The organism is Psychrobacter sp. 1Y10, assembly GCF_052259005.1.
Taxonomy (GTDB): Bacteria; Pseudomonadota; Gammaproteobacteria; order Pseudomonadales; family Moraxellaceae; genus Psychrobacter; species Psychrobacter saeujeotis.
On record NZ_JBQQES010000006.1, the window covers coordinates 175,485 to 194,829 of the forward strand.

18 protein-coding genes and 1 pseudogene are annotated in these 19,345 nt (G+C 44.0%); 11 read left to right on the top strand and 8 right to left on the bottom strand.

Going from position 1 to position 19,345, the window contains the following annotated elements; translation table 11 throughout:
• Nucleotides 1-537 precede the first annotated feature (537 nt).
• From ACTXGH_RS09530 to ACTXGH_RS09560, 7 genes and pseudogenes are all read left to right on the top strand, one after another.
• Nucleotides 538-1,770, top strand: a complete 1,233-nt coding sequence (locus tag ACTXGH_RS09530) for an RtcB family protein (protein ID WP_439296702.1) — start codon at nucleotides 538-540, stop codon at nucleotides 1,768-1,770.
• Nucleotides 1,771-1,808: 38 nt separating this feature from the next.
• Nucleotides 1,809-2,504, top strand: a complete 696-nt coding sequence (locus tag ACTXGH_RS09535) for a hypothetical protein (RefSeq protein WP_439296701.1) — start codon at nucleotides 1,809-1,811, stop codon at nucleotides 2,502-2,504.
• Nucleotides 2,505-2,769: 265 nt separating this feature from the next.
• Entirely contained in the window at nucleotides 2,770-3,117 is a 348-nt protein-coding gene (locus tag ACTXGH_RS09540; protein WP_443561735.1) for an LA2681 family HEPN domain-containing protein, read from the top strand.
• A pseudogene (locus ACTXGH_RS09545) lies at nucleotides 3,102-3,455 on the top strand (LA2681 family HEPN domain-containing protein); the annotation flags it as partial. The gene ACTXGH_RS09540 and the pseudogene ACTXGH_RS09545, both read left to right, overlap by 16 nt.
• A 77-nt stretch (nucleotides 3,456-3,532) precedes the next feature.
• Nucleotides 3,533-4,627, top strand: coding sequence for an RNA 3'-terminal phosphate cyclase (rtcA, locus tag ACTXGH_RS09550; protein ID WP_439296700.1), 1,095 nt, complete (start codon nucleotides 3,533-3,535; stop codon nucleotides 4,625-4,627).
• Nucleotides 4,628-4,838: 211 nt separating this feature from the next.
• Nucleotides 4,839-6,644 carry an FMN-binding glutamate synthase family protein gene (locus ACTXGH_RS09555; RefSeq protein WP_439261032.1) on the top strand — a complete coding sequence of 602 codons (1,806 nt, stop codon included), beginning with the start codon at nucleotides 4,839-4,841 and terminating at the stop codon, nucleotides 6,642-6,644.
• A 35-nt stretch (nucleotides 6,645-6,679) separates the two neighbouring features.
• Nucleotides 6,680-7,507 (top strand): phosphodiester glycosidase family protein, encoded by an 828-nt coding sequence (locus ACTXGH_RS09560; protein WP_439296699.1) that lies wholly within the window; start codon nucleotides 6,680-6,682, stop codon nucleotides 7,505-7,507.
• A gap of 9 nt (nucleotides 7,508-7,516) precedes the next feature.
• Here the strand turns inward: ACTXGH_RS09560 and ACTXGH_RS09565 are convergent, their stop codons facing one another.
• On the bottom strand, nucleotides 7,517-7,912 hold the full coding sequence (locus ACTXGH_RS09565; protein ID WP_439261034.1) for a DUF7079 family protein: 396 nt from the start codon (nucleotides 7,910-7,912) through the stop codon (nucleotides 7,517-7,519).
• A 137-nt stretch (nucleotides 7,913-8,049) separates the two neighbouring features.
• Here ACTXGH_RS09565 and ychF point away from each other — a divergent pair, with 137 nt between their 5' ends.
• The 3 genes from ychF (at nucleotide 8,050) to ACTXGH_RS09580 (ending at nucleotide 11,556) form a co-directional block, all read left to right on the top strand.
• Nucleotides 8,050-9,141, top strand: a complete 1,092-nt coding sequence (ychF, locus tag ACTXGH_RS09570) for a redox-regulated ATPase YchF (protein ID WP_439261035.1) — start codon at nucleotides 8,050-8,052, stop codon at nucleotides 9,139-9,141.
• Nucleotides 9,142-9,334: 193 nt separating this feature from the next.
• Nucleotides 9,335-10,777: a deoxyguanosinetriphosphate triphosphohydrolase gene (locus ACTXGH_RS09575; RefSeq protein ID WP_439296698.1), complete on the top strand. Its 1,443-nt coding sequence runs from the start codon at nucleotides 9,335-9,337 to the stop codon at nucleotides 10,775-10,777.
• 98 nt (nucleotides 10,778-10,875) lie between these two features.
• Entirely contained in the window at nucleotides 10,876-11,556 is a 681-nt protein-coding gene (locus tag ACTXGH_RS09580) for a TetR family transcriptional regulator (protein WP_439296697.1), read from the top strand.
• Nucleotides 11,557-11,586: 30 nt separating this feature from the next.
• On the opposite strand, the gene gspK is transcribed toward ACTXGH_RS09580, so the two are convergent.
• The 6 genes from gspK to ACTXGH_RS09610 form a co-directional block, all read right to left on the bottom strand.
• Nucleotides 11,587-12,636, bottom strand: coding sequence for a type II secretion system minor pseudopilin GspK (gene gspK, locus ACTXGH_RS09585; RefSeq protein ID WP_439296696.1), 1,050 nt, complete (start codon nucleotides 12,634-12,636; stop codon nucleotides 11,587-11,589).
• Between the two features lie 12 nt (nucleotides 12,637-12,648).
• Complete coding sequence (gene gspJ / locus ACTXGH_RS09590; protein ID WP_439296695.1) at nucleotides 12,649-13,431, bottom strand: type II secretion system minor pseudopilin GspJ; 783 nt, start codon at nucleotides 13,429-13,431, stop codon at nucleotides 12,649-12,651.
• Nucleotides 13,428-13,916, bottom strand: coding sequence for a type II secretion system minor pseudopilin GspI (gspI, locus tag ACTXGH_RS09595; RefSeq protein ID WP_439296694.1), 489 nt, complete (start codon nucleotides 13,914-13,916; stop codon nucleotides 13,428-13,430). Before gspI ends, gspJ begins: the two co-directional genes overlap by 4 nt.
• 3 nt (nucleotides 13,917-13,919) lie before the next feature.
• Nucleotides 13,920-14,834 (bottom strand): pilus assembly FimT family protein, encoded by a 915-nt coding sequence (locus tag ACTXGH_RS09600; protein WP_439296693.1) that lies wholly within the window; start codon nucleotides 14,832-14,834, stop codon nucleotides 13,920-13,922.
• Between the two features lie 13 nt (nucleotides 14,835-14,847).
• Complete coding sequence (locus tag ACTXGH_RS09605) at nucleotides 14,848-15,537, bottom strand: TetR/AcrR family transcriptional regulator (RefSeq protein WP_299219409.1); 690 nt, start codon at nucleotides 15,535-15,537, stop codon at nucleotides 14,848-14,850.
• 286 nt (nucleotides 15,538-15,823) lie between these two features.
• Entirely contained in the window at nucleotides 15,824-16,612 is a 789-nt protein-coding gene (locus ACTXGH_RS09610; RefSeq protein WP_439296692.1) for a TatD family hydrolase, read from the bottom strand.
• A 159-nt stretch (nucleotides 16,613-16,771) separates the two neighbouring features.
• On the opposite strand from ACTXGH_RS09610, the gene ACTXGH_RS09615 reads away from it, so the two are divergent.
• The gene (locus tag ACTXGH_RS09615) at nucleotides 16,772-17,530 is read left to right on the top strand and encodes an acyltransferase (RefSeq protein WP_439296691.1); all 759 of its coding nucleotides are present in this window, start codon (nucleotides 16,772-16,774) and stop codon (nucleotides 17,528-17,530) included.
• Between the two features lie 21 nt (nucleotides 17,531-17,551).
• On the opposite strand, the gene ACTXGH_RS09620 is transcribed toward ACTXGH_RS09615, so the two are convergent.
• Nucleotides 17,552-19,339 carry a GspE/PulE family protein gene (locus ACTXGH_RS09620; protein ID WP_439296690.1) on the bottom strand — a complete coding sequence of 596 codons (1,788 nt, stop codon included), beginning with the start codon at nucleotides 19,337-19,339 and terminating at the stop codon, nucleotides 17,552-17,554.
• Nucleotides 19,340-19,345: the final 6 nt, after the last annotated feature.

Genomic DNA, 19,345 nt, shown 5'->3' on the forward strand with positions numbered 1-19,345 from the left:
GTTTTTTATAAGGTTAAAACAAGCGTATTCTTTTTAGACAGTTACTTTAATTAGCTGTCTATCTTTATCAGCTGATCCATATCTAGCTCATCAGTCGCTTGCCCATCGTCAATGTAGTTATTGCCCCCGATAGCCATCTCATATAGTCCCAATACTTAAGCCAAACTGCCAGATGTTTTATTTGTAAATACAAAGTCCTGATTGGTTTCATAAGGTAACCGGATGATTATGTAGTATTGCACTCCGTGAGCCATCATCTACGCTACACCTGTCTCTAAACTACACACTTAAAAATATATTCAAATACTACTTAACTTTAATCTTACCTAATATATATTAAATTATATAACAATAGAATAATTTATATTTTTAAAGTTCAAAGCTATTTTATGAATATAACTCTTCTCAAAATGTAAAACTATTTTTCTTTTTATATCAGATACTTATAAAAATAATTCTAGGGAATAGAAAATTTGGCATACCCTTAGCACTATATAAAATAAGAAAAACAATTTTTACAACGCTAAGGAGCACGCTATGCAACCTACCACTCATAACATCATTCAAGATGGCGGAACCCCGATAAAACTTTGGACCAAAGGCGTGCCTGTCGATCCCAAAGCGCATGATCAGCTGATTAAAGCCTCGCAGATGCCATTTATTTACAAGTGGCTAGCGGTGATGCCCGATGTGCACGTGGGTATCGGCGCAACCATCGGTACAGTATTACCGACTAAAGAGGCGATTATTCCAGCGGCAGTCGGTGTCGATATCGGCTGCGGCATGATGGCGGTGCAAACCACCTTAACCGCTGAGGACTTGCCTGATAACTTGCAGGGCCTACGTAGCGAGCTGGAAAAAGCCATTCCGCACGGTCGCAGTAAAACTCGCGGACGCGGTTCTCGCCGTGATGTCGGCGCGTGGTCAAACCCTGATGACACCGTTCAAGACGGCTGGGGCACGCTGGTTGATGATTTTAATTATCTCACCCAAAAGCACCCTAAGCTTAGAAACACCAATAACCTAAAGCACTTGGGCACGCTCGGAACCGGCAACCATTTTGTCGAGGTGTGCTTGGATGAGACCAATCAGGTGTGGATTATGCTGCACTCCGGCTCGCGCGGGGTCGGTAATACCATCGGTCGTTACTTTATCGAGTTAGCGCGTGAAGATATGCGCAAGTGGTTTATCAATTTGCCGGATAAAGATTTGGCGTACTTTGCCGAAGGGACTGAGCACTTCGATGATTATTGGTTTGCGGTCGGTTGGGCGCAACGATTCGCCTTTAAAAACCGTGAAATCATGATGGAAAATGCTATTAAAGCACTACGCAATATTGTTACCAAACCCTTCAATGCCCAAAGAAAAGCGGTGAACTGTCATCATAACTATGTGGCTAAAGAAGAGCACTACGGTGAGGAAGTATTCGTTACGCGTAAAGGCGCAGTACGTGCCCGCGTCAGTGAATACGGTATTATCCCAGGATCGATGGGTGCAAAATCCTTTATCGTACGCGGCAAAGGCAACGCAGAATCTTTCCATTCTTGCTCGCACGGCGCGGGTCGTATCATGTCGCGTACTGAAGCCAAAAAGACCTTTACGGTAGATGATCAGATCGCCCAAACCGAAGGGGTGGAATGTCGTAAGGATAAAGAAGTGATTGACGAGATTCCAGCGGCATATAAAGACATTGACGATGTGATGCAAGCACAAAGTGACTTGGTGGAAGTGGTGCATACTTTGCGGCAAGTGGTTTGTGTTAAAGGCTAAATAGGAACTGCAATTTTATAACAAACAGGAAAAATTTTATGGAAGATTCTATTCAATCTAGGGTTCTATATACAAACTTGCAGCTAGACAATGCATCTGAAATGATTGATGAAGGACAGTTTGAGGAAAGCTATAAGTTATGCTTATATTTGAAGGAGCTTCTAGAAGAGGTTAATGATATTAATGAACCAAGTTTATCTTTAGCACTTTTTAGACTCGCTGGTATATTTGTCGATATAGGTCATATGGCTTCTAAGGCAGAAGCTAACTATATAGGCTTAAAAATAATGGAATCTGATAGCTTTGAAAACTGTTTAACTCGTGATAGTTATTATTACTGTTTAGCAAATGCTAACCGAAATATAATTCAGCATAAATATGGCAATTCTTTAGCTTCAGATATCAAATCTATTCCAGAGTTGTCAAAAATTAATTCACTTTTCCTTAAAGCTATTTTAAATTGTAGAGAACAAGAAATAGAAGCTCAACCACAATACTTAGTGAATCTAGGAAATAACCTTAAGCAACAATACAGATTTTCCGAGGCATTAGCTCTATACGATCAAGTTATCGCAATGAATTTGGATATCGCTCAAGCTTGGGTAAACCGTAGTGAATGTTTAATTTTACTGAATAGCATTACTAAAATGCATACTGTTCAGCAGGGTAAAGAAATAGCTTTAGGTTACAGAAAAGCAAGTGCATCAAAGTGCATCAAAGTGCATACCTCCTGACTGGGCAAAACACTATCTCCTAAGAGCTGAGAGAATAGATAGTGATATCGAAAAAAAATGCTTGGATATGGGAATAGCTATAGAAGATAACAGCCATTTAGATGAGCAGGAATATCAATCTTTTTCAGAGTATCGGAAGTGGTGCTTAGATAGCTTCTTAAGCCTTAGTGAACATGGCTTATATTGTAAATGCTATGGAAGTGCCCGTGATAATTTAACTATTCCTTTAACTACTAGAGCTATATCTGGGGATTTCATATTGCCAATGGAAAAGGTACTAAATAGGCTTAAATCGGAATTCGGACTTGCTAGATTGATGCTGTATGAATACAAAGTTGCTAAGAGCGATAACGATATCGACGACGATGCTTGCTATGCAGAGCTATATGACAACGAGTTGCTAGGAACAAATATCGAAAAGCTCCGTACTGCTTTTAGAATTTGCTTTGGTATATTAGATAAGATAGGTAATGCTGTAGCCTTGTTGTTTGATTTACAACTCAAAAACAGTAAAGGTAAGGTAAAGTCAGACCTTCATATTTTCATACTTTCTGGGAACTTGAAAATGAAGAAAGACTTCAAAAGTTCGAAGCTTATGATAATGAAGGTTTGATTGGTTTATATAGTATAGCTTGTGATTTAAACCATAAGTTAGAAGGCGAGCTTAGTTTTTACAAGCAGTGGCGAAACGCCTTGGAACATAGCTTCGTATTTGTTTACGAGAATGAAAAACCTGAAAGCATTGAAGCCTCGTTAACCTATTATGAAGAACCAGTTTTTATTTCTGAGTCCGAATTTGTTGAAAGCGCAGAGCATGTTTTGCAATTGACGCGTTCAGCTATTTTCTCTTTCGTCTTTGCAGCTAGGATCAAAGCTGAGAAAGAAGCTCTTGAAAATATTCCTAATATTTTAATTCAGGACAAGTTTATCGAGCGAAAGAAATATACTTAAAAAATAAAATTAGCAAATAAGAGAGAACCAAAATTAAACTTGCCGAAGCCCTACTCATCCGCTAAAAAGAAAACCCTATGCCAAAAACCAAACCCCTAAAAATCGACGGCAGCACCGGCGAAGGCGGCGGACAAATCATCCGTACCGCGCTCTCACTATCGATGCTAACGGGCACGCCGATTGAGATTAGCAATATCCGCGCAGGTCGTGCCAAACCCGGACTTATGCGCCAGCACTTGATGTGCGTAGAGGCATCGCAAGCAATCTCAAACGCCAGCGTATCAGGCGCGCATTTAGGTAGCACGGCTTTTAGTTTTACGCCAAATACTGTTAAGTTCGGTGACTACACCTTTGATATTGGCTCGGCAGGCAGTACCAGTCTGGTGCTACAAACCCTGCTCCCTGCTCTACTATTTGCCAATGCCGATCAACATTGCAAATCAACCGTGACCATTAAAGGCGGCACCCATAATCCGATGGCACCGACCAGCGACTTTTTACAGCAGGCCTTTATACCTGCACTAGCGAAGCTGGGCATGCAAGTCGAACTTGAATGCCAGCAAGCTGGCTTTGCACCTATTGGTGGCGGCGTGGTTCAAGCGACTATCACACCGTTTATGCGTCGTGCTGATTCAAAATCATTACAGCTAACCAAACGTGGAGAGCTTATCAGCATAGAGCTGATCGCTAGTGTGCTCAATCTAGACTATGATATTTGCAAACGCGAGCTTGCCAGCGCCAAAAGTGCGCTCATTGAGTCAGGTATCAACGAGACGCTTATTAGTACGCAAGGCAATAAACTACGCGGCATCGGTGAGGGAAATACTTGTTATGCCCTCGTCACTCATAGAGTAACCCACAAAACTGGAGAGCACACGCACCAAGAAGTTTTTACCTTGCTAGGAGAGAAACGCAGCTCAGCGGAAAATGTGGGTAGCCGCTTAGCAGGACTGGTGAAACGTTATCTATTTCAAACGGATGCGCTGGTCGATGAGTACTTAACCGATCAGCTACTATTACCTTTAGCCTTGTCAGGTGGCGGTGAATTTACAGCGCGTGTCGTCAGCGAGCATTCTAAAACCCAAGCGTGGTTGATTGAGCAGTTCTTGCCCGTTGAAATTAAGTTTAATGCTATTGATGACGATAAAACATTGGTGCAGGTCGTCGGTTAAGCCACCTATGAGTATGAACCTTATAATAACTACATTAGCACATTGTTACTCAAATACCGCTATGCAGTGATATCATATGTGTATGATATAGGCGATAAATTTGAGCGCGTTATTTGTGCTTAATAATGATAAAAGAGGGGTTTTTTGATCTACTTGCTCTTTCGATTATTATCGCCTTTTTAATCTTTACGTATTACTGCCGAGCCTTGCTATGCCCCAATCTCGTACCAATCTAAATCCTGAACCCAAACACAGTCGCCCTTACATCACAGGACTGCTACTACGCTATAGTACCTTTGGTGCCTCTATTTTAATTTTTTTGGCAGGGCTATTATTAATCAACTGGTGGTTGATTGTTATTGGTGGTTTGGCAGTAGGTTTAGGTATTTATGATCTAGTTCAATCCAAGCATTCCATCTTAAACAACTACCCTGTCGCAGGTCATATTCGTTACGTACTAGAGGATTTTCGCCCCGAGATTCGTCAGTATTTGCTTGAGGACGATAAAGAACAAGTACCGTTTTCACGTCAACAGCGGGCATTGGTCTATCAGCGGGCAAAAGGGGTCAGTGACACCAATGCTTTTGGAACGCTCGATGATTTATACGCGCATGGTAAAGAGTGGTTTTTGCAATCAGCGATTAGCGCACCTATAAAAAATAAAGACTTTCGTATCATCGTCGGTGGCAAGCATTGCACCCAGCCGCATGATATGTCCGTATTTAACATCTCAGCGATGAGCTTTGGAAGCTTGTCTGCCAATGCCATTATGGCGCTCAACCAAGGCGCGAAGATGGGCGGCTTTACCCACGATACGGGCGAGGGCGCAATCAGTCCTTATCACCGTAAATTCGGTGGGGACCTGATTTGGGAGATTGGTACGGGTTATTTTGGTTGCCGTGATGAAAATGGCGACTTCGACCCACAGTCCTTTGCCGAAAAAGCGGTTGACCCACAAGTAAAAATGATTGAAATCAAACTATCACAGGGCGCAAAACCAGGTAAAGGTGGCGTGCTACCAAGCGAAAAAATCACTCAAGAGATTGCAGATACGCGTCAAGTCTCTACTGGTCAAGACTGTGTGTCGCCCTCCTCGCATACTGCCTTTAGTACCCCGCGCGAGCTGGTGAATTTTTGGCAAGAGCTACGCGAGCTGTCCGGCGGTAAACCTGTGGGCTTTAAGCTGTGTATTGGTCAGCCGTGGCAGTTTATGGCGATTGTCAAAGCCATGATAGAGATGGACAATTACCCTGATTTTATCGTGATTGATGGTGCAGAAGGTGGTACGGGCGCAGCACCCGTTGAGTTTATGGACAATGTCGGCATGCCCATGGTTGAAGGGTTTTTGTTGGTACATAACACCTTAGTTGGGGCTGGCGTCCGTGACAAGGTTAAACTTGGCGTCAGTGGCAAGATTGTGACAGGTTTTGATATTGCTCGTCTAATCGCGCTAGGCGCCGATTGGTGTAACTCTGCGCGCGGCTTTATGTTTGCGGTTGGCTGTATTCAGTCGCGCTCTTGTCATACCAATACTTGTCCAACAGGGGTTGCAACCCAAGATCCGTATCGTCAAAAAGCGCTCGATGTGCCAAGCAAAGCTGAGCGCGTTGCAAGCTTTCATAAAAACACACTCAAATCGCTCGCCAGTATTGTCGGGGCAGTTGGTCTTGAGCACCCAAGCCAATTGCAACCTTATCATATTGCACGTCGCCTAGATGATGGTCAAATTAAGCTACTATCGAAGTACTTTTACTTTACAGATAAGGGGGCGCTACTTGATCAAAGCGCTCGTGCTGATGTCTTTAACCAGATGTGGGTCATGGCAAACCCTAATAGCTTTTTGGCAAACAACGATGCGCTGATTGCTTATAACAAAGACTCGCGTGATAAAGGTAAAGAGACCAGCGCCCCTACAGAAAAAACCGTTAATAGCCCAGAGTATGATGAAGTCGATGGCGGTCAACTGATTGGTAATGTAAACAATACCTTTCGCGACCTTCCATCCACTAATCATTAAAAATAGTTTATAGGGGCTGAGCTATTATTATTGATATGACAAAAGATAGCGGATTGATATCAAGCTTTGTGTTTGCCTTACTGTTGACCCTACTCACGTTAAGCCTTAGCGCCTGCCAGCCGATAGATGCTGACAAATCTAATACTGGTACGCAAAGCTGGTCATGCCAGTCGCAAGATTCACCCTTTACTTATAGTACCTGTCGTATCAATGCTGAGATACTAAATAGTGAACGCTACTCTCTACAGCTGTTTTGGCAACAACCTGATGGCTCAAAACCATTACTTACTTTTGCTAATTTATTGAATACGCTGCCAAAGAAACAGAACTTAGTTTTTGCCATGAATGCAGGCATGTACAATGAGCGTTACGCACCGATTGGTTATACAATCATTGAAGGTGACAAGATTCGCGCTTTAAATCTAAACGCAGGCGGTGGTAATTTTCATCTATTACCCAATGGAGTCATGTGGTGGGATAAATCTGGCAACGTGCAAATCACTGAAAGTCATGCTTTAGCTGAGCAGCTTAACAGTGGCGAAGTAGATCCTTGGTACGCCACCCAATCAGGGCCAATGCTGGTCATCAATGATGAGATACATCCAAAGTTTAACCCTGATAGTAGCTCACGTAAGTTTCGTAACGGTGCAGGCGTTTGTAAGGATGGCAGCATACAGCTCGTCAATAGCGATGAGCCTGTGACATTTTATCAGTTTGCATCCTTATTTAAGGATAACTTAAACTGTCCAGATGCGCTGTTTTTAGATGGCGGTGTTGCTTCAGCATTATATGCGCCCAGTATTGATAAGCACGATAAAAAAGAGATGGGTGTGATGATTGGAGTGGTTGAAACTAAAGAATAAGCCTTAACTTTAAAAGTCAAAATTTTGTAACTCGTTTGCTTGCTTTTTTTGTGCTCGGCGCATTCTGGCCATTAGCTTTAACCAATCTTGCTTCAAAAAAACCTTGTAAAACTTTGCCTTTAATAAGACCTTACGACGATAAAACCCATTGGACTGCATTTTAGCCAAATGCTGCTGCATGCTAGAGAGGACGTAATTCTCACTAAATTTCTCGCAGACAGTCGGTGTGGGCATCAGTAAATTGCTCATACAAACAGGGGCGACTTCATGAAATAAGATTTGTTCTACTTCGCTGATGGTCAAATGAGCCACTTGATTGGCTATGTGCTCATGATTGATACGATGGTCGACGAACAAGTCTGACAACGCCATCCATACCAGTTCTCTATCACTTAAGCTACTCATGTCTTTGCCTCAGTCCCGCACTATTTACTAATGCCTTACTATGAAATTAGCATATCTATACGCCCGCTAACAGCTAAACTTTGCTACAATAGCGCCAATTTTTATTCCACAATATATTAAATGATTGAGAGATTACTATGGGTTTTAACTGCGGCATCGTCGGCCTACCAAACGTAGGCAAGTCCACTTTATTTAATGCCTTAACCAAAGCGGGAATCGCCGCTGAAAACTTCCCGTTTTGTACCAAAGATCCTAATACTGGTATCGTACCAGTGCCAGATCCACGTTTAAAGAAGCTGGCGGACATCGTCAATCCTGAGCGCGTCTTGCCAACGACGATGGAATTCGTCGATATCGCAGGCTTGGTCGCTGGCGCCTCAAAAGGTGAAGGTATGGGCAACCAGTTTTTGGCCAATATCCGTGAAACCGATGCCATTGCCCATGTGGTACGCTGCTTTGATGATGATAATGTGGTGCATGTCGATGGACGCATCAGCCCAATTGATGATATCGAAACCATCAATACAGAGCTGGCACTTGCTGATTTGGACGCGGTTGAGCGCGCGATTTTCAACTTAACCAAAAAAGCCAAAGGCGGTGATAAAGATGCATCAGCTATGCTCGATGTGTTCAAAAAAATCGAGCCGCTCTTAGCTGAAGGTAAAGCGGCGCGCGCAGCAGGATTAGATAGCGATGAGAAAAAACTGATCAGAAGTTATGGTCTGATTACCTTAAAGCCTACCATGTATATTGCTAACGTGTCTGAGGATGGTTTTGAAAACAACCCTTATCTCGATGCTGTACGCGACTACGCCACGGGTGAAGACTCTATCGTAATCGCCTTATGCAACCAAATCGAATCTGAAATCGCGCAACTGGATGAAGATGACAAAAAAGACTTCTTAGAAGACATGGGTATGGAAGAGGCAGGTTTGGATCAAGTGATTCGCGGTGGTTATGACTTACTCGATATGCAGACTTACTTTACCGCTGGCGTTAAAGAGGTGCGTGCTTGGACTGTCGCTATTGGTGCAACAGCGCCGCAAGCGGCGGGCGTGATTCATACTGATTTTGAGCGTGGTTTTATCCGCGCTGAGGTCATCGCTTATGATGATTTTATCGAATATAACGGCGAAAAAGGGGCTGCTGCCGCTGGTAAATCACGCCTAGAAGGCAAAACCTATATTGTACAAGATGGCGATGTGATGCATTTCCGCTTTAACGTATAAGTGTCCCAACAGTATGAGCATTTTGCCTGCTTGCTGACTTACACAGTCTTAGCATAGTACAACTAAAAGTCAGCCTTCGCGCTGGCTTTTTTTATTATACTGATTTAACGGATGTCAAAATACATCGCATATTTTTATAAAGCGTATCTCAAAAGACGATAATGTTAATGACAATAATAATGGAATATAAACCATGCCTGCTCATTTTAATAAGCTTACTACCCCAGCCGATCATTGGGCACGATTATTCACCGCACAGCGTCTAGGTAGTGTAAAACCAGCCCCTATCCAAGACAGTGCTCGCTCCTCCTTTCATAAAGACTATGATCGTTTGGTGTTCTCGCACTCCTTTCGTCAGCTCAATCAAAAGACTCAAGTCCATCCATTAACCAATCAGCTAGGCATTCATACACGCCTAACTCACTCTTTAGAAGTGTCTTGTATTGGGCGCTCGCTAGGAATCATGGCAGCAGAAAAGCTTCATGATAAATTAGGCAATGGCCTACCTGCAGGTGTCACGCCAGCAGATGTAGGCGTCATCGTCCAAGCAGCCTGTCTTGCTCATGATATTGGTAATCCCCCTTTTGGTCACGCTGGTGAGTACGCCATTCGTGATTGGTTTATGCATTCTGATCGCCAATCAGTTTTACAGAATATCAGCGATAACGAGCGTCTTGATCTGTTTGCATATGAAGGCAATGCGCAAGGGTTTCGCCTACTGGTCCGTAATGAGCATCATCCTGACTTGGGCGGCATGCGCCTAACCTGTGCGACATTAGGCGCCTTTATGAAATACCCATGGCTAGCGGCGCACAGCAATCCGATAAATAGCACTCTAATAAACAGCAACCAACATCAGAGTGCTTATCAAAACGCCCCTAAAATACAAAAATTTGGCTGCTTTTATAGTGAAGCTGCACAGTTAGAGCAATTGGCGGACTGTTTGCAATTGCCACGCTCAGAGCAACACGATGGCTTTGTTCGTCATCCACTGGCTTATCTACTGGAAGCGGCAGACGATATCTGCTATGCGCTTATAGATCTAGAGGATGGAATCAATTTAAATATGCTCACTTATCATGAGGTGGCGACGATATTTTATGAGTTGATTGGCGAGCGTCCTAGTAGTATTGACTTACCTGCACATCTCTCTGTGCGGCAGAGCCTAGCTTCACTGCGAGCACGCGCAATGATGCGCTTGGTCAATACCGTGACCGATGCTTTTGTGGTAAATAGCGATAAGTTGCTAGCTGGAACCCTCAATGGCAGTCTATTTGCACATTGTGATGCAAGTGTGCAAAATGGTATCAATCAAGCCAAGCAGTTAGCGCGCGAACAGATATTTAATCATCCAAGTAAAGTGCGCATGGAGCTTATGGCAAATCAATGCTTACATCGTCTACTTGATTCATTTATGCCATTGGCATGGATGGCACACACAAGCGCATCAAAACCTTTTGAGCAGCAACGCCTATTGAGCTTGTTACAGCCCCATCTTGATGAAAACAGGCGCCTACTGACAGAGGATATTTATCATAATATTCTAAATATTTTAGACTTTATTACTGGTATGAATGATCATGAAGCTTATAGGTTGGCGCAAGAGTTGCAGGGTCATTGGGGTACAATGGTTTGATAATCTCGCTGTTAGTATCGACGCTAACCACGTATTTCATTCGTATTTTTGCGTTGAAATGAGTATGATAAACATCTATTAGGTAATTTTGAAATATTATGAGCAGTCGCGAACAAAAAAAGCTTCAAACTCGGCGAGCATTTTTTAATGCAGTGCTAGACTTATGCATCACCGGGCAATCATTTAGCTCCATCAGTCTTAGACAAGTAACTCGTGAAGTTGGTGTGGTGCCGACTGCCTTTTATCGTCACTTTGATGACATGGAATCATTGGGTGAAGCATTAGTCGTCGAAGAGCTAGGCGGTACCCTTGCTATCTTACGTGATGGTCTACAGATCGGTCGCAAACGCAGTTTTGATCGTCAAATTGCAAAAAGCATTCAATTATTTTTACAAACCGTCAATGCACAGCCTCGTTATTGGCAGTTTTTGGTCAGTGAGCGCTTTGGTGGCTCAGAAGCTGTCCGTAAAGCCATCAGCAATCTGATAAAGATGCATGGAAAAATCTTGGGAGAGGATTTAGCACTGCAGCCTGCCTTTACACATATCAACGATTATGACCGGCGTTTATTGGCCGAAGCTGGGGTCAATATGTTTTTTTCTTGGATTATTGATTGGTTAGAGCTCACATATTCTGAGGAGCATGACGATGAGATGAATCCAGCAGAAATCAAAGAGAAAAAACAATTAATGCTACATAACTGTACGCGCCAAGCGCAAATGTTGTTTTATGGTGCTTATAATTGGAAGTCAAGCGAAAAGACGCAGCTTAATGATTAACAATGCATTCTTGAATAATGTTACTGGTTGTTAAAAACTAGGACGAAATGCCCATAAGCGCTGTGCTACGACTGTTACGGTCTTAGCTTTGCTATTATTGTTACCGCTGTTGTTAACATCATTATTATTTATATCGTCGTCGTCATTTTCAGAGTTCGTCTTACTGATTAATACTGTGGCATACCGCTGTGGCGCGATGCCTACATCGCTATTGCCAGTTGCGGTAATGAGCGCTCTGAATGCTTGACTATCCACCGCTAATAACGACTCAAACCCTTGACGCGCCTCAGCACTCATACTGATGAATGGCGGTAACTGCCATAAATCATCAACAGAGGCCAACACTTGCTGCGTGCGCAAGTCTGTAAACGCTTGCATCTGCTGTGGGGTCGCCTCATCCATCAATGCAGCTAACAGTATGGGGCTTGCTGTATTAATATTGATTGGTACAAAATAAGGGACCGCGGTAATATACGGGCGCAAAATTGCCAATGTATCAGCGTTTATCCCGCGTACCTCTTGGAGTTGGTCGATACTGACCAATGATTGATTGGGCAATGCTTTATTTGCGCGAATATTTGTTTGCTCACCATATAAGACACTCTCATCACCGCCATCGTTATAGATTTCATTGTCTGGGTCTTGCCAATCAAGTACCGCGATCGCGATTTCAGGCTCTAGGTTTAACTGGGTTAACAAACGCTGAAACACTTCCAATGCATCGCTATCGACTGCGTCATCATGATAAAGATTATTGATATTAAAACGGCTGGCCTCATCGCGCAACGCAATAGTGATGCTGTGCGACCCTAAAGTATAGGGCGGCAACGGCTGCGCCCAAATATCTTGCATGCTATCGTTATCATTTAGCTTATCATCAGCGCGAATAATGGTGATCGCCAACTGCTTTCCTGCCTCAAGGTCTTGTAGCAACTGATCTTGATTAAATAGTAGCCCACTGCGGCGAATAACGATTTTTTGGCTTGCAAGCATTGCCCCTGCTACCACTGTAATACTGACAACCAAAAGCAAAATGGTCAATAAGGCCACGCCGCGCTGGGAGTCTGCTGTCATTGTCATAAGCGCCTCCTATTATTGGCCGTTTGTCGTGTTATCAAGATCATTTTCGTTATCGCTATTACCGCCTATATTGGTATTAAGTCCACTACTATTATTTGGTAGAGGTTGCGGGGCAAGTGCCCATTGCCAGGTAATCGGCATATCTTGATAAGTAAAGCTCATCCCTATTCCTTTAGGAAGTAAGACAGTCTCCGCTTCATCATTATTTGGATTATCGCTATTATTGTTATTAATCTGTTGCTTACTTGCGCTAGGGAAGTCGTTACTTACCTCAGGTAAATGGGCCTGCCAGCGCCCTGCTGTGATACCGTTAAGCAGCACCGTATCCAAGCTGACGCTATCAGTCCCACCTTGGATACTATTGTATTGTCGCCGGATAAGACGCTCATTTGTAAAGACATACTCAACACGCTGCAAGCTTGGACTGGTTTGGTAGCGCGGATCGGGATCAGCATAACGCACAAAACTAAGCTGCTCACCCTCTAAATTCATAAAAGGTTTAGCAGCTATAGAGTCGTGCTCACTATTAGTATCATTAGCGCTGTCGTTCAGACTGGAGCCGTTCGCGCTACTATTTTGCGTAGAGGGTTCTTGATATGCAATGATTTGACCCATGTCTTGTTGCAACTGCAAATACGCATATTGTAAGACCGCCAGCTGATCGGCATGGAACTGTGCCCGCTCGCGAGCACGGTTAACCCCATCAAACACCTGCCACCCTGCGACGGCAAGCATCGCAAATATCGCCATCGCGACCATCAGCTCAAGTAAGGTAAAGCCGTGCTGCTGCCTCACAAGTTGCCTCCACTTGGATTTAAACTACTTAAATCTAAGCTGCCGACATCTTGTTCTGCATTGCCTAAGATCACATCGATATCTGTTACCGCTGAGCGCACTTGTCCATCAATAATAGGGGCAACACTGATATTTACTTCCTTGAGCGCTGGCGACAACGTATTATTAACGGTCATGGCTACTTGCCACGTACGGCCTTGGGCATCCATCGTTTGAGTGCTATTGGCCGTCAACCACGACTCTTGAATCCGCAAATCAGCCGCGGCGTTTTGTGCTACAAAGTGTGCAAGCGTGCGCGTACGTAGTACCTCAACCGAGCTTAGATATGCACTACTGGCACGGCTAGCGGCAACAGCGACCACCGCCAGTATTGCAAGCGCCACCATCACTTCAATCAGCGTAAATCCACCTTCATGCTTGGCAAGCGAGGTTTGGCTTGTGCTATGTGTTGTCATGTGCGTTGTTGGTTTATTTCTCTTTGCCATCTGCTACAGTCCCTGCCCTATCGTCATACTACCGTCCGGCATAATAGTAATGACCTCTCCGACTAATCGCGATTGATGACGTACCTCAATCGTGACAGGAGTTGCTTGCCCAGTACCAAACCACAATACCTGCGGCACTGCTTGCCCATTAAACCAAGGCTGTAAAATCTGGGTGGACTCAAGCCCTGATGCATTATTTGCCTGTAAACTTTGAATACTTAAGCTGACCCCAGCTGGCATTTGTGGCAACGTAACTGCCGTCTCCAGCTCCCAGCTGGGCGTTGGTGGATTGTCGTCATCATCGCCTGACATACCGGACAAATCTGCAGATAACTCCATTGCGTTTTTGAGCGTGCTATCACCGTTTGGCGTTACTGATTGAGTCTGATAGCCGATATAGGGGTTTGATAAACTCATGATAACGGGCGTTACTTGACCTTGCTTATCTGCTTGCATGCTCAAACCCATCGGCTGCATACGCTCAGCTGCCAGCAGTCTGACATAGCTTAATGAATCAATAAGATGCTCATAAAAGGCGCGGTTTTTTCGGGATTCGCTACTACCGACTGATACAGCAATCATGCCAGCAAATATAGACAAAATAACCATGACCACCATGATCTCGACTAGGGTAAAACCAGTCTGCGAACGCGGTAAGTTTGGCAATACGAACTTTGCAGGAAGTATGCGACTAGGATGTGATTGATTAGGAAGTGCTTGATGATGGTTTTCTTGAAGCTGTTTTTTTTGCGAACAGCTTTCTTGAAAATGCTTGGGGAAATTGAAATGACAATGATAATGACTGAGTTTTATAGCCATATCATTGTTTAGAATACTTAGATTAGTTAGCTGGCTTTTTGTGGGGCAAAAAGAGTGCGCGACCACTGAGCTGGACTGAGTCTTGGCAGTGACCGGCATGTTGCACCTACTATCAATAAGTCGTATTACGATGTTCTTCTGATTCTGTATCAATTTGCTCAACCAATTCTTGCATGTCCTCATCCAATACATCTTGGTCCGTCTCATCGGCTGGGTAATGACTGGGCAACTCAAGCATTTGCTGCACAAAAACATAACGTAGCGTATCGCGGCGACCTAAATAACGCTGATAGAAACTGGAGTTTAATAGCCCCGCTCCGCCTTGACCCATCGCCCAAATAGAGGACAAATAATCACGAGTACTCAAACTGCTACGCTTGTCTTTTAGATAAATACTAATAATATCGAGCAAGCGTTTCATACGCTGACGGCGAATATCGTATAACTCACCGAATAAGCGATTAAGACCAGTCACTGACGCTGCCAGACGTTCTTCTATTTGATTAAGGAGCATGGCTTTTTGCGGATTAAGCAGCTGCTGAAATATCATCCGCGCAATCCCTGCTGAAGGACAATCATCGATACGGTTTATCTCAAACAGTTGCTCTTCATAACGAATAATAATACGCAGATACAGCTCATCTTTACTCGAAAAATGCTTATATAACGTCCCTTTTGCCAAATCCAGTTGTTCGGCCAAACTGTCTAAAGTGATGTCACCGTCGCCTGACTCAAGTAATAACTGCTCAGCCATCGCTAAGATATTCTCTTCGCGCGCTTTAAACTGATGTTGACGACTCATAATCTCTCCTAAAACCTGGTCAGAACAAACATCTGACCATATTGCGATAAACAGTACAATAGAAAGTAAAACGGTAGTGTCAGCATCACAACTGTATGAAAACTATCGTGGACTATAAATGGTTATGGCACTTATATTTGCTTAATATAGTCGGATACGTTGTAACACAATGCACAACTGGTATAAGTTTTTCTTGCTTGCTGTGTCAACGCTTTTATACTTAATAACTGAGTACGCAGCGAAAAGACTATACAATTAATGACTGACTGGTCATAGCATAACGATTTTAGTGGTACTGTGCTAGTAAATTTTCAAAGTTTTTTGCAGTTAGCGCCCCTACTTCATTGCTACTACAGCCATACATATCGGCCAGATAACTTGCTACATAGGGAACATACGCCGGCTCATTGGGTCTACCACGTTTAGGCACAGGGGCAAGATACGGGCTATCAGTCTCGATCAATATTCTATCTCTAGGCATATTTTTTGCTGCATCTTGAATCATTTGCGCACTCTTAAAACTCACAATACCTGAGAACGAGATATAAAACCCTAAATCCAGCGCACGTTTTGCCGTATCCCAATCTTCGGTAAAGCAATGAATAATGCCGTGTTCAGCACCTTCCGCTTTCAAGATATCGATAGTGTCCTCTTTGGCATCACGCATATGTACGACCAGAGGTTTCTTCAAGCTTTGGCTGGCATGAATATGACGCGCAAGGCTGGCTTGTTGCTCTTTTTTATTCTCTGTTGACCAGTAATAGTCTAGCCCCGTCTCGCCTATTGCCCAGACGTGCTCAGCGTCGGCGGTCTCTATCAAACGCTCGACCGTCGTTGATTGCAATACGCCAATATCTTCACAAGGATGGATGCCCACACTCATGCCTAGGTTTAGCGTCTTATCACCGTAGGTACTGACGATATTGGCAATCTCATCATATTCAGCAAAATCACACATAATTGCCATCGCACGCGTGACGTTGGCCTCTTTCATGGCGGCAATTGCACCGGACAACTGACCGTCATACTTCGTTAAATCTAACCGGTTTAGATGGCAATGGGTATCAGTAAACATAAACAATCTCGTTAATAAGTAAAATCTTTTAAAATATGGATTTGATAATCGTTATGCTATGTATTGCTCTAAATAGCACTGTTTTCAAGCGTTCTTTAACAGCTAACTACTAGGTTAGCTATTAATGGTATTCAAATTAACTTTATTAAAGCTATAGATATGGCAAACACCACCCTAAAGCGCTACCCTAATAATGGCGTATCACTAGCAAAACATCGCACTCTTTATTCATTCATCACAAGCCCTATCATTATGAACCATAAAAAAACCGTTACTCTGCCCCCTATTATAAAGACTCTGCTACCTAAGTATTTGTATAAGCGGCGGTTCTTATTACAGGACAACGGACATGACAATCACATCGATATTGCTACAGATGCGCGTATTATTGGTCATTCAGTCATTACCATTCGTAAAGGCCATGACAATCAAATTACCATTGGTGAGCATGGTAAGTTTAACAAGTTAAAAATCGATATCAATGGCAGTCATAACCAAATAACTATCGCGGAGCATGTCAAATTTTCTGGTCAATTATTAATCGTTGGCAACCATCTCCACATTCATATCGGTGCGCGTACCACTGCCATAGATTGCTATGTTTTGGCACGCGATAAGAGCGTGACTATCGGTAACGCTTGCATGATATCGCGCGGCATTGAAATTCGGGCGACTGACGTCCACAAGGTCTACGATATAGACTCTAATGTGCGACTGAATAATGCTCATGCTGATGTTGTCTTAGGAGATCACATCTGGATTGCTGCCAATGTGACTATCTCTAAAAACGTCACTATCGCTAGCGGTTGTATCATTGCAGCAGGTGCATTTGTAAACAAACCCATTGAGACGCCAAACTGTATGGTGGCGGGTACGCCTGCAAAAATCATTCGCCAAAATGTACGCTGGGAGCGCTAAAAATAGCTTAAACTATGATAGCTAATTAAGTGGCACCACGCGCATGACCTCTTCTATGGTCGTCACCCCTTCACTGATACGCTTCGCCCCAGATAGACGCAGTGGTTGCACGCCTTCGCGGTACGCTTGTTGTTTGAGCGTATCCAAATTGGCATCAGCGGCGACCAGCTTTTTTAGCTCATTCGACAATGGCATGATCTCGTACAGACCAACGCGGCCTTGATAACCTGTATGGCGACAGTGCTCACAGCCCTGCGCCATATAAACTCGTGCTGGCACAGCAGCGCGCCAAGGCTGTACTAGCTCTTGCCATTGGATAGCTGTCTCGCTATCTGGCATGACATCAACTGCCTGCTTGCAATGCGGACATAATGTACGTAACAAGCGCTGCGCCATCACGCCCAAGATAGTTGCCGAAGTCAAAAACGGCTGGACACCCAAATCATGCAAACGAGTCAGGGAGCTTGGTGCATCATTGGTATGCAACGTTGAGAGTACCAAGTGTCCAGTTAGGGATGCCTGCACTGCCATGTTGGCGGTCTCGTTATCACGAATCTCACCGACCATAATAATGTCCGGGTCTTGACGCATTAAAGAGCGGATACCATCAGCGAAGTGCAAATCCACGCCCGTATTGACCTGCATTTGGTTAAAGGCGGGCTCAATCATCTCGATAGGATCTTCGATAGTACAGACATTGACTTGCTCAGTCGCTAGCTGCTTGAGCGTACTGTATAGAGTAGTCGTTTTACCAGAGCCCGTCGGACCGGTGACCAAAATAATGCCGTTTGGATGTGCGGTCAGCTCCTGCCAAGTTTCAAGCTGCTTACCCGACAATCCAAGCTGAGCAAACGAGCGCACCAGTACTTCTGGGTCAAAGACGCGCATAACCAGCTTTTCACCAAAAGCAGTCGGCATGGTAGACAGACGCAGCTCAGTCTCCATTCCATTATGGGTACGGGTTTTTAGGCGGCCATCTTGCGGTTTGCGCTTTTCTGCCACATTAAGACGTCCTAAGATTTTAATACGCGCGGTTACCGCGACTATAATCGCAAGTGGCATCTCATAGACAGTATGCAGCACGCCATCGATACGAAAACGTACTTTGCCTGTCTCACGGCGCGGCTCTAGATGAATATCACTGGCGCGCTGCTCAAAGGCATATTGCAGCAGCCAATCGACGACTTTGACGATATGTTGGTCATTGGCATCTGGATTGGTGTTGTCGCCTAACTGCAATAAAGCCTCAACATTGGTCACATCAGCAGCCGCACGCTTATGCACACTATTTGCCCCGGCAATCGCTTGTGTGACTTGGTAAAACTCTTGCCGATAGCGATTAATTTGTTCAGGATTAATATAGACCGTGCGATAGCTTTTAGATTTAATCAGCTTTTCGATGTTTGTGTGCCAATCGGTATAAAACGGCTGATCGGTACCGATGATGACCTCATTTAATGTAACCTCAATCGGCAAAATATGCTGCGAGCGTGCGTATTCAAAAGACATCAACTGTGTCACCGCTGGCACATCAACCTTTAACGGATCAATACGCACGATTGACATATCTGCTTTGGCTGCCAGCCATTGGTTGAGCCATGCCAGTGTTAATTTATTCTCGGAACTATTATCAAGCGCATGACCATTTGGCAAACCAAATTCACTAATCGTCAGTAGCGGATGCTGCGCCTTATCACGGCGACTAGTAATCACCAAATTATAGCCACGCTGGTCAATCACCCTATCTGCCAATAGTTCATCAAGACACCAACGTAAATCAATCACTATCGAATACTGCTGAGCGGACATATTTTT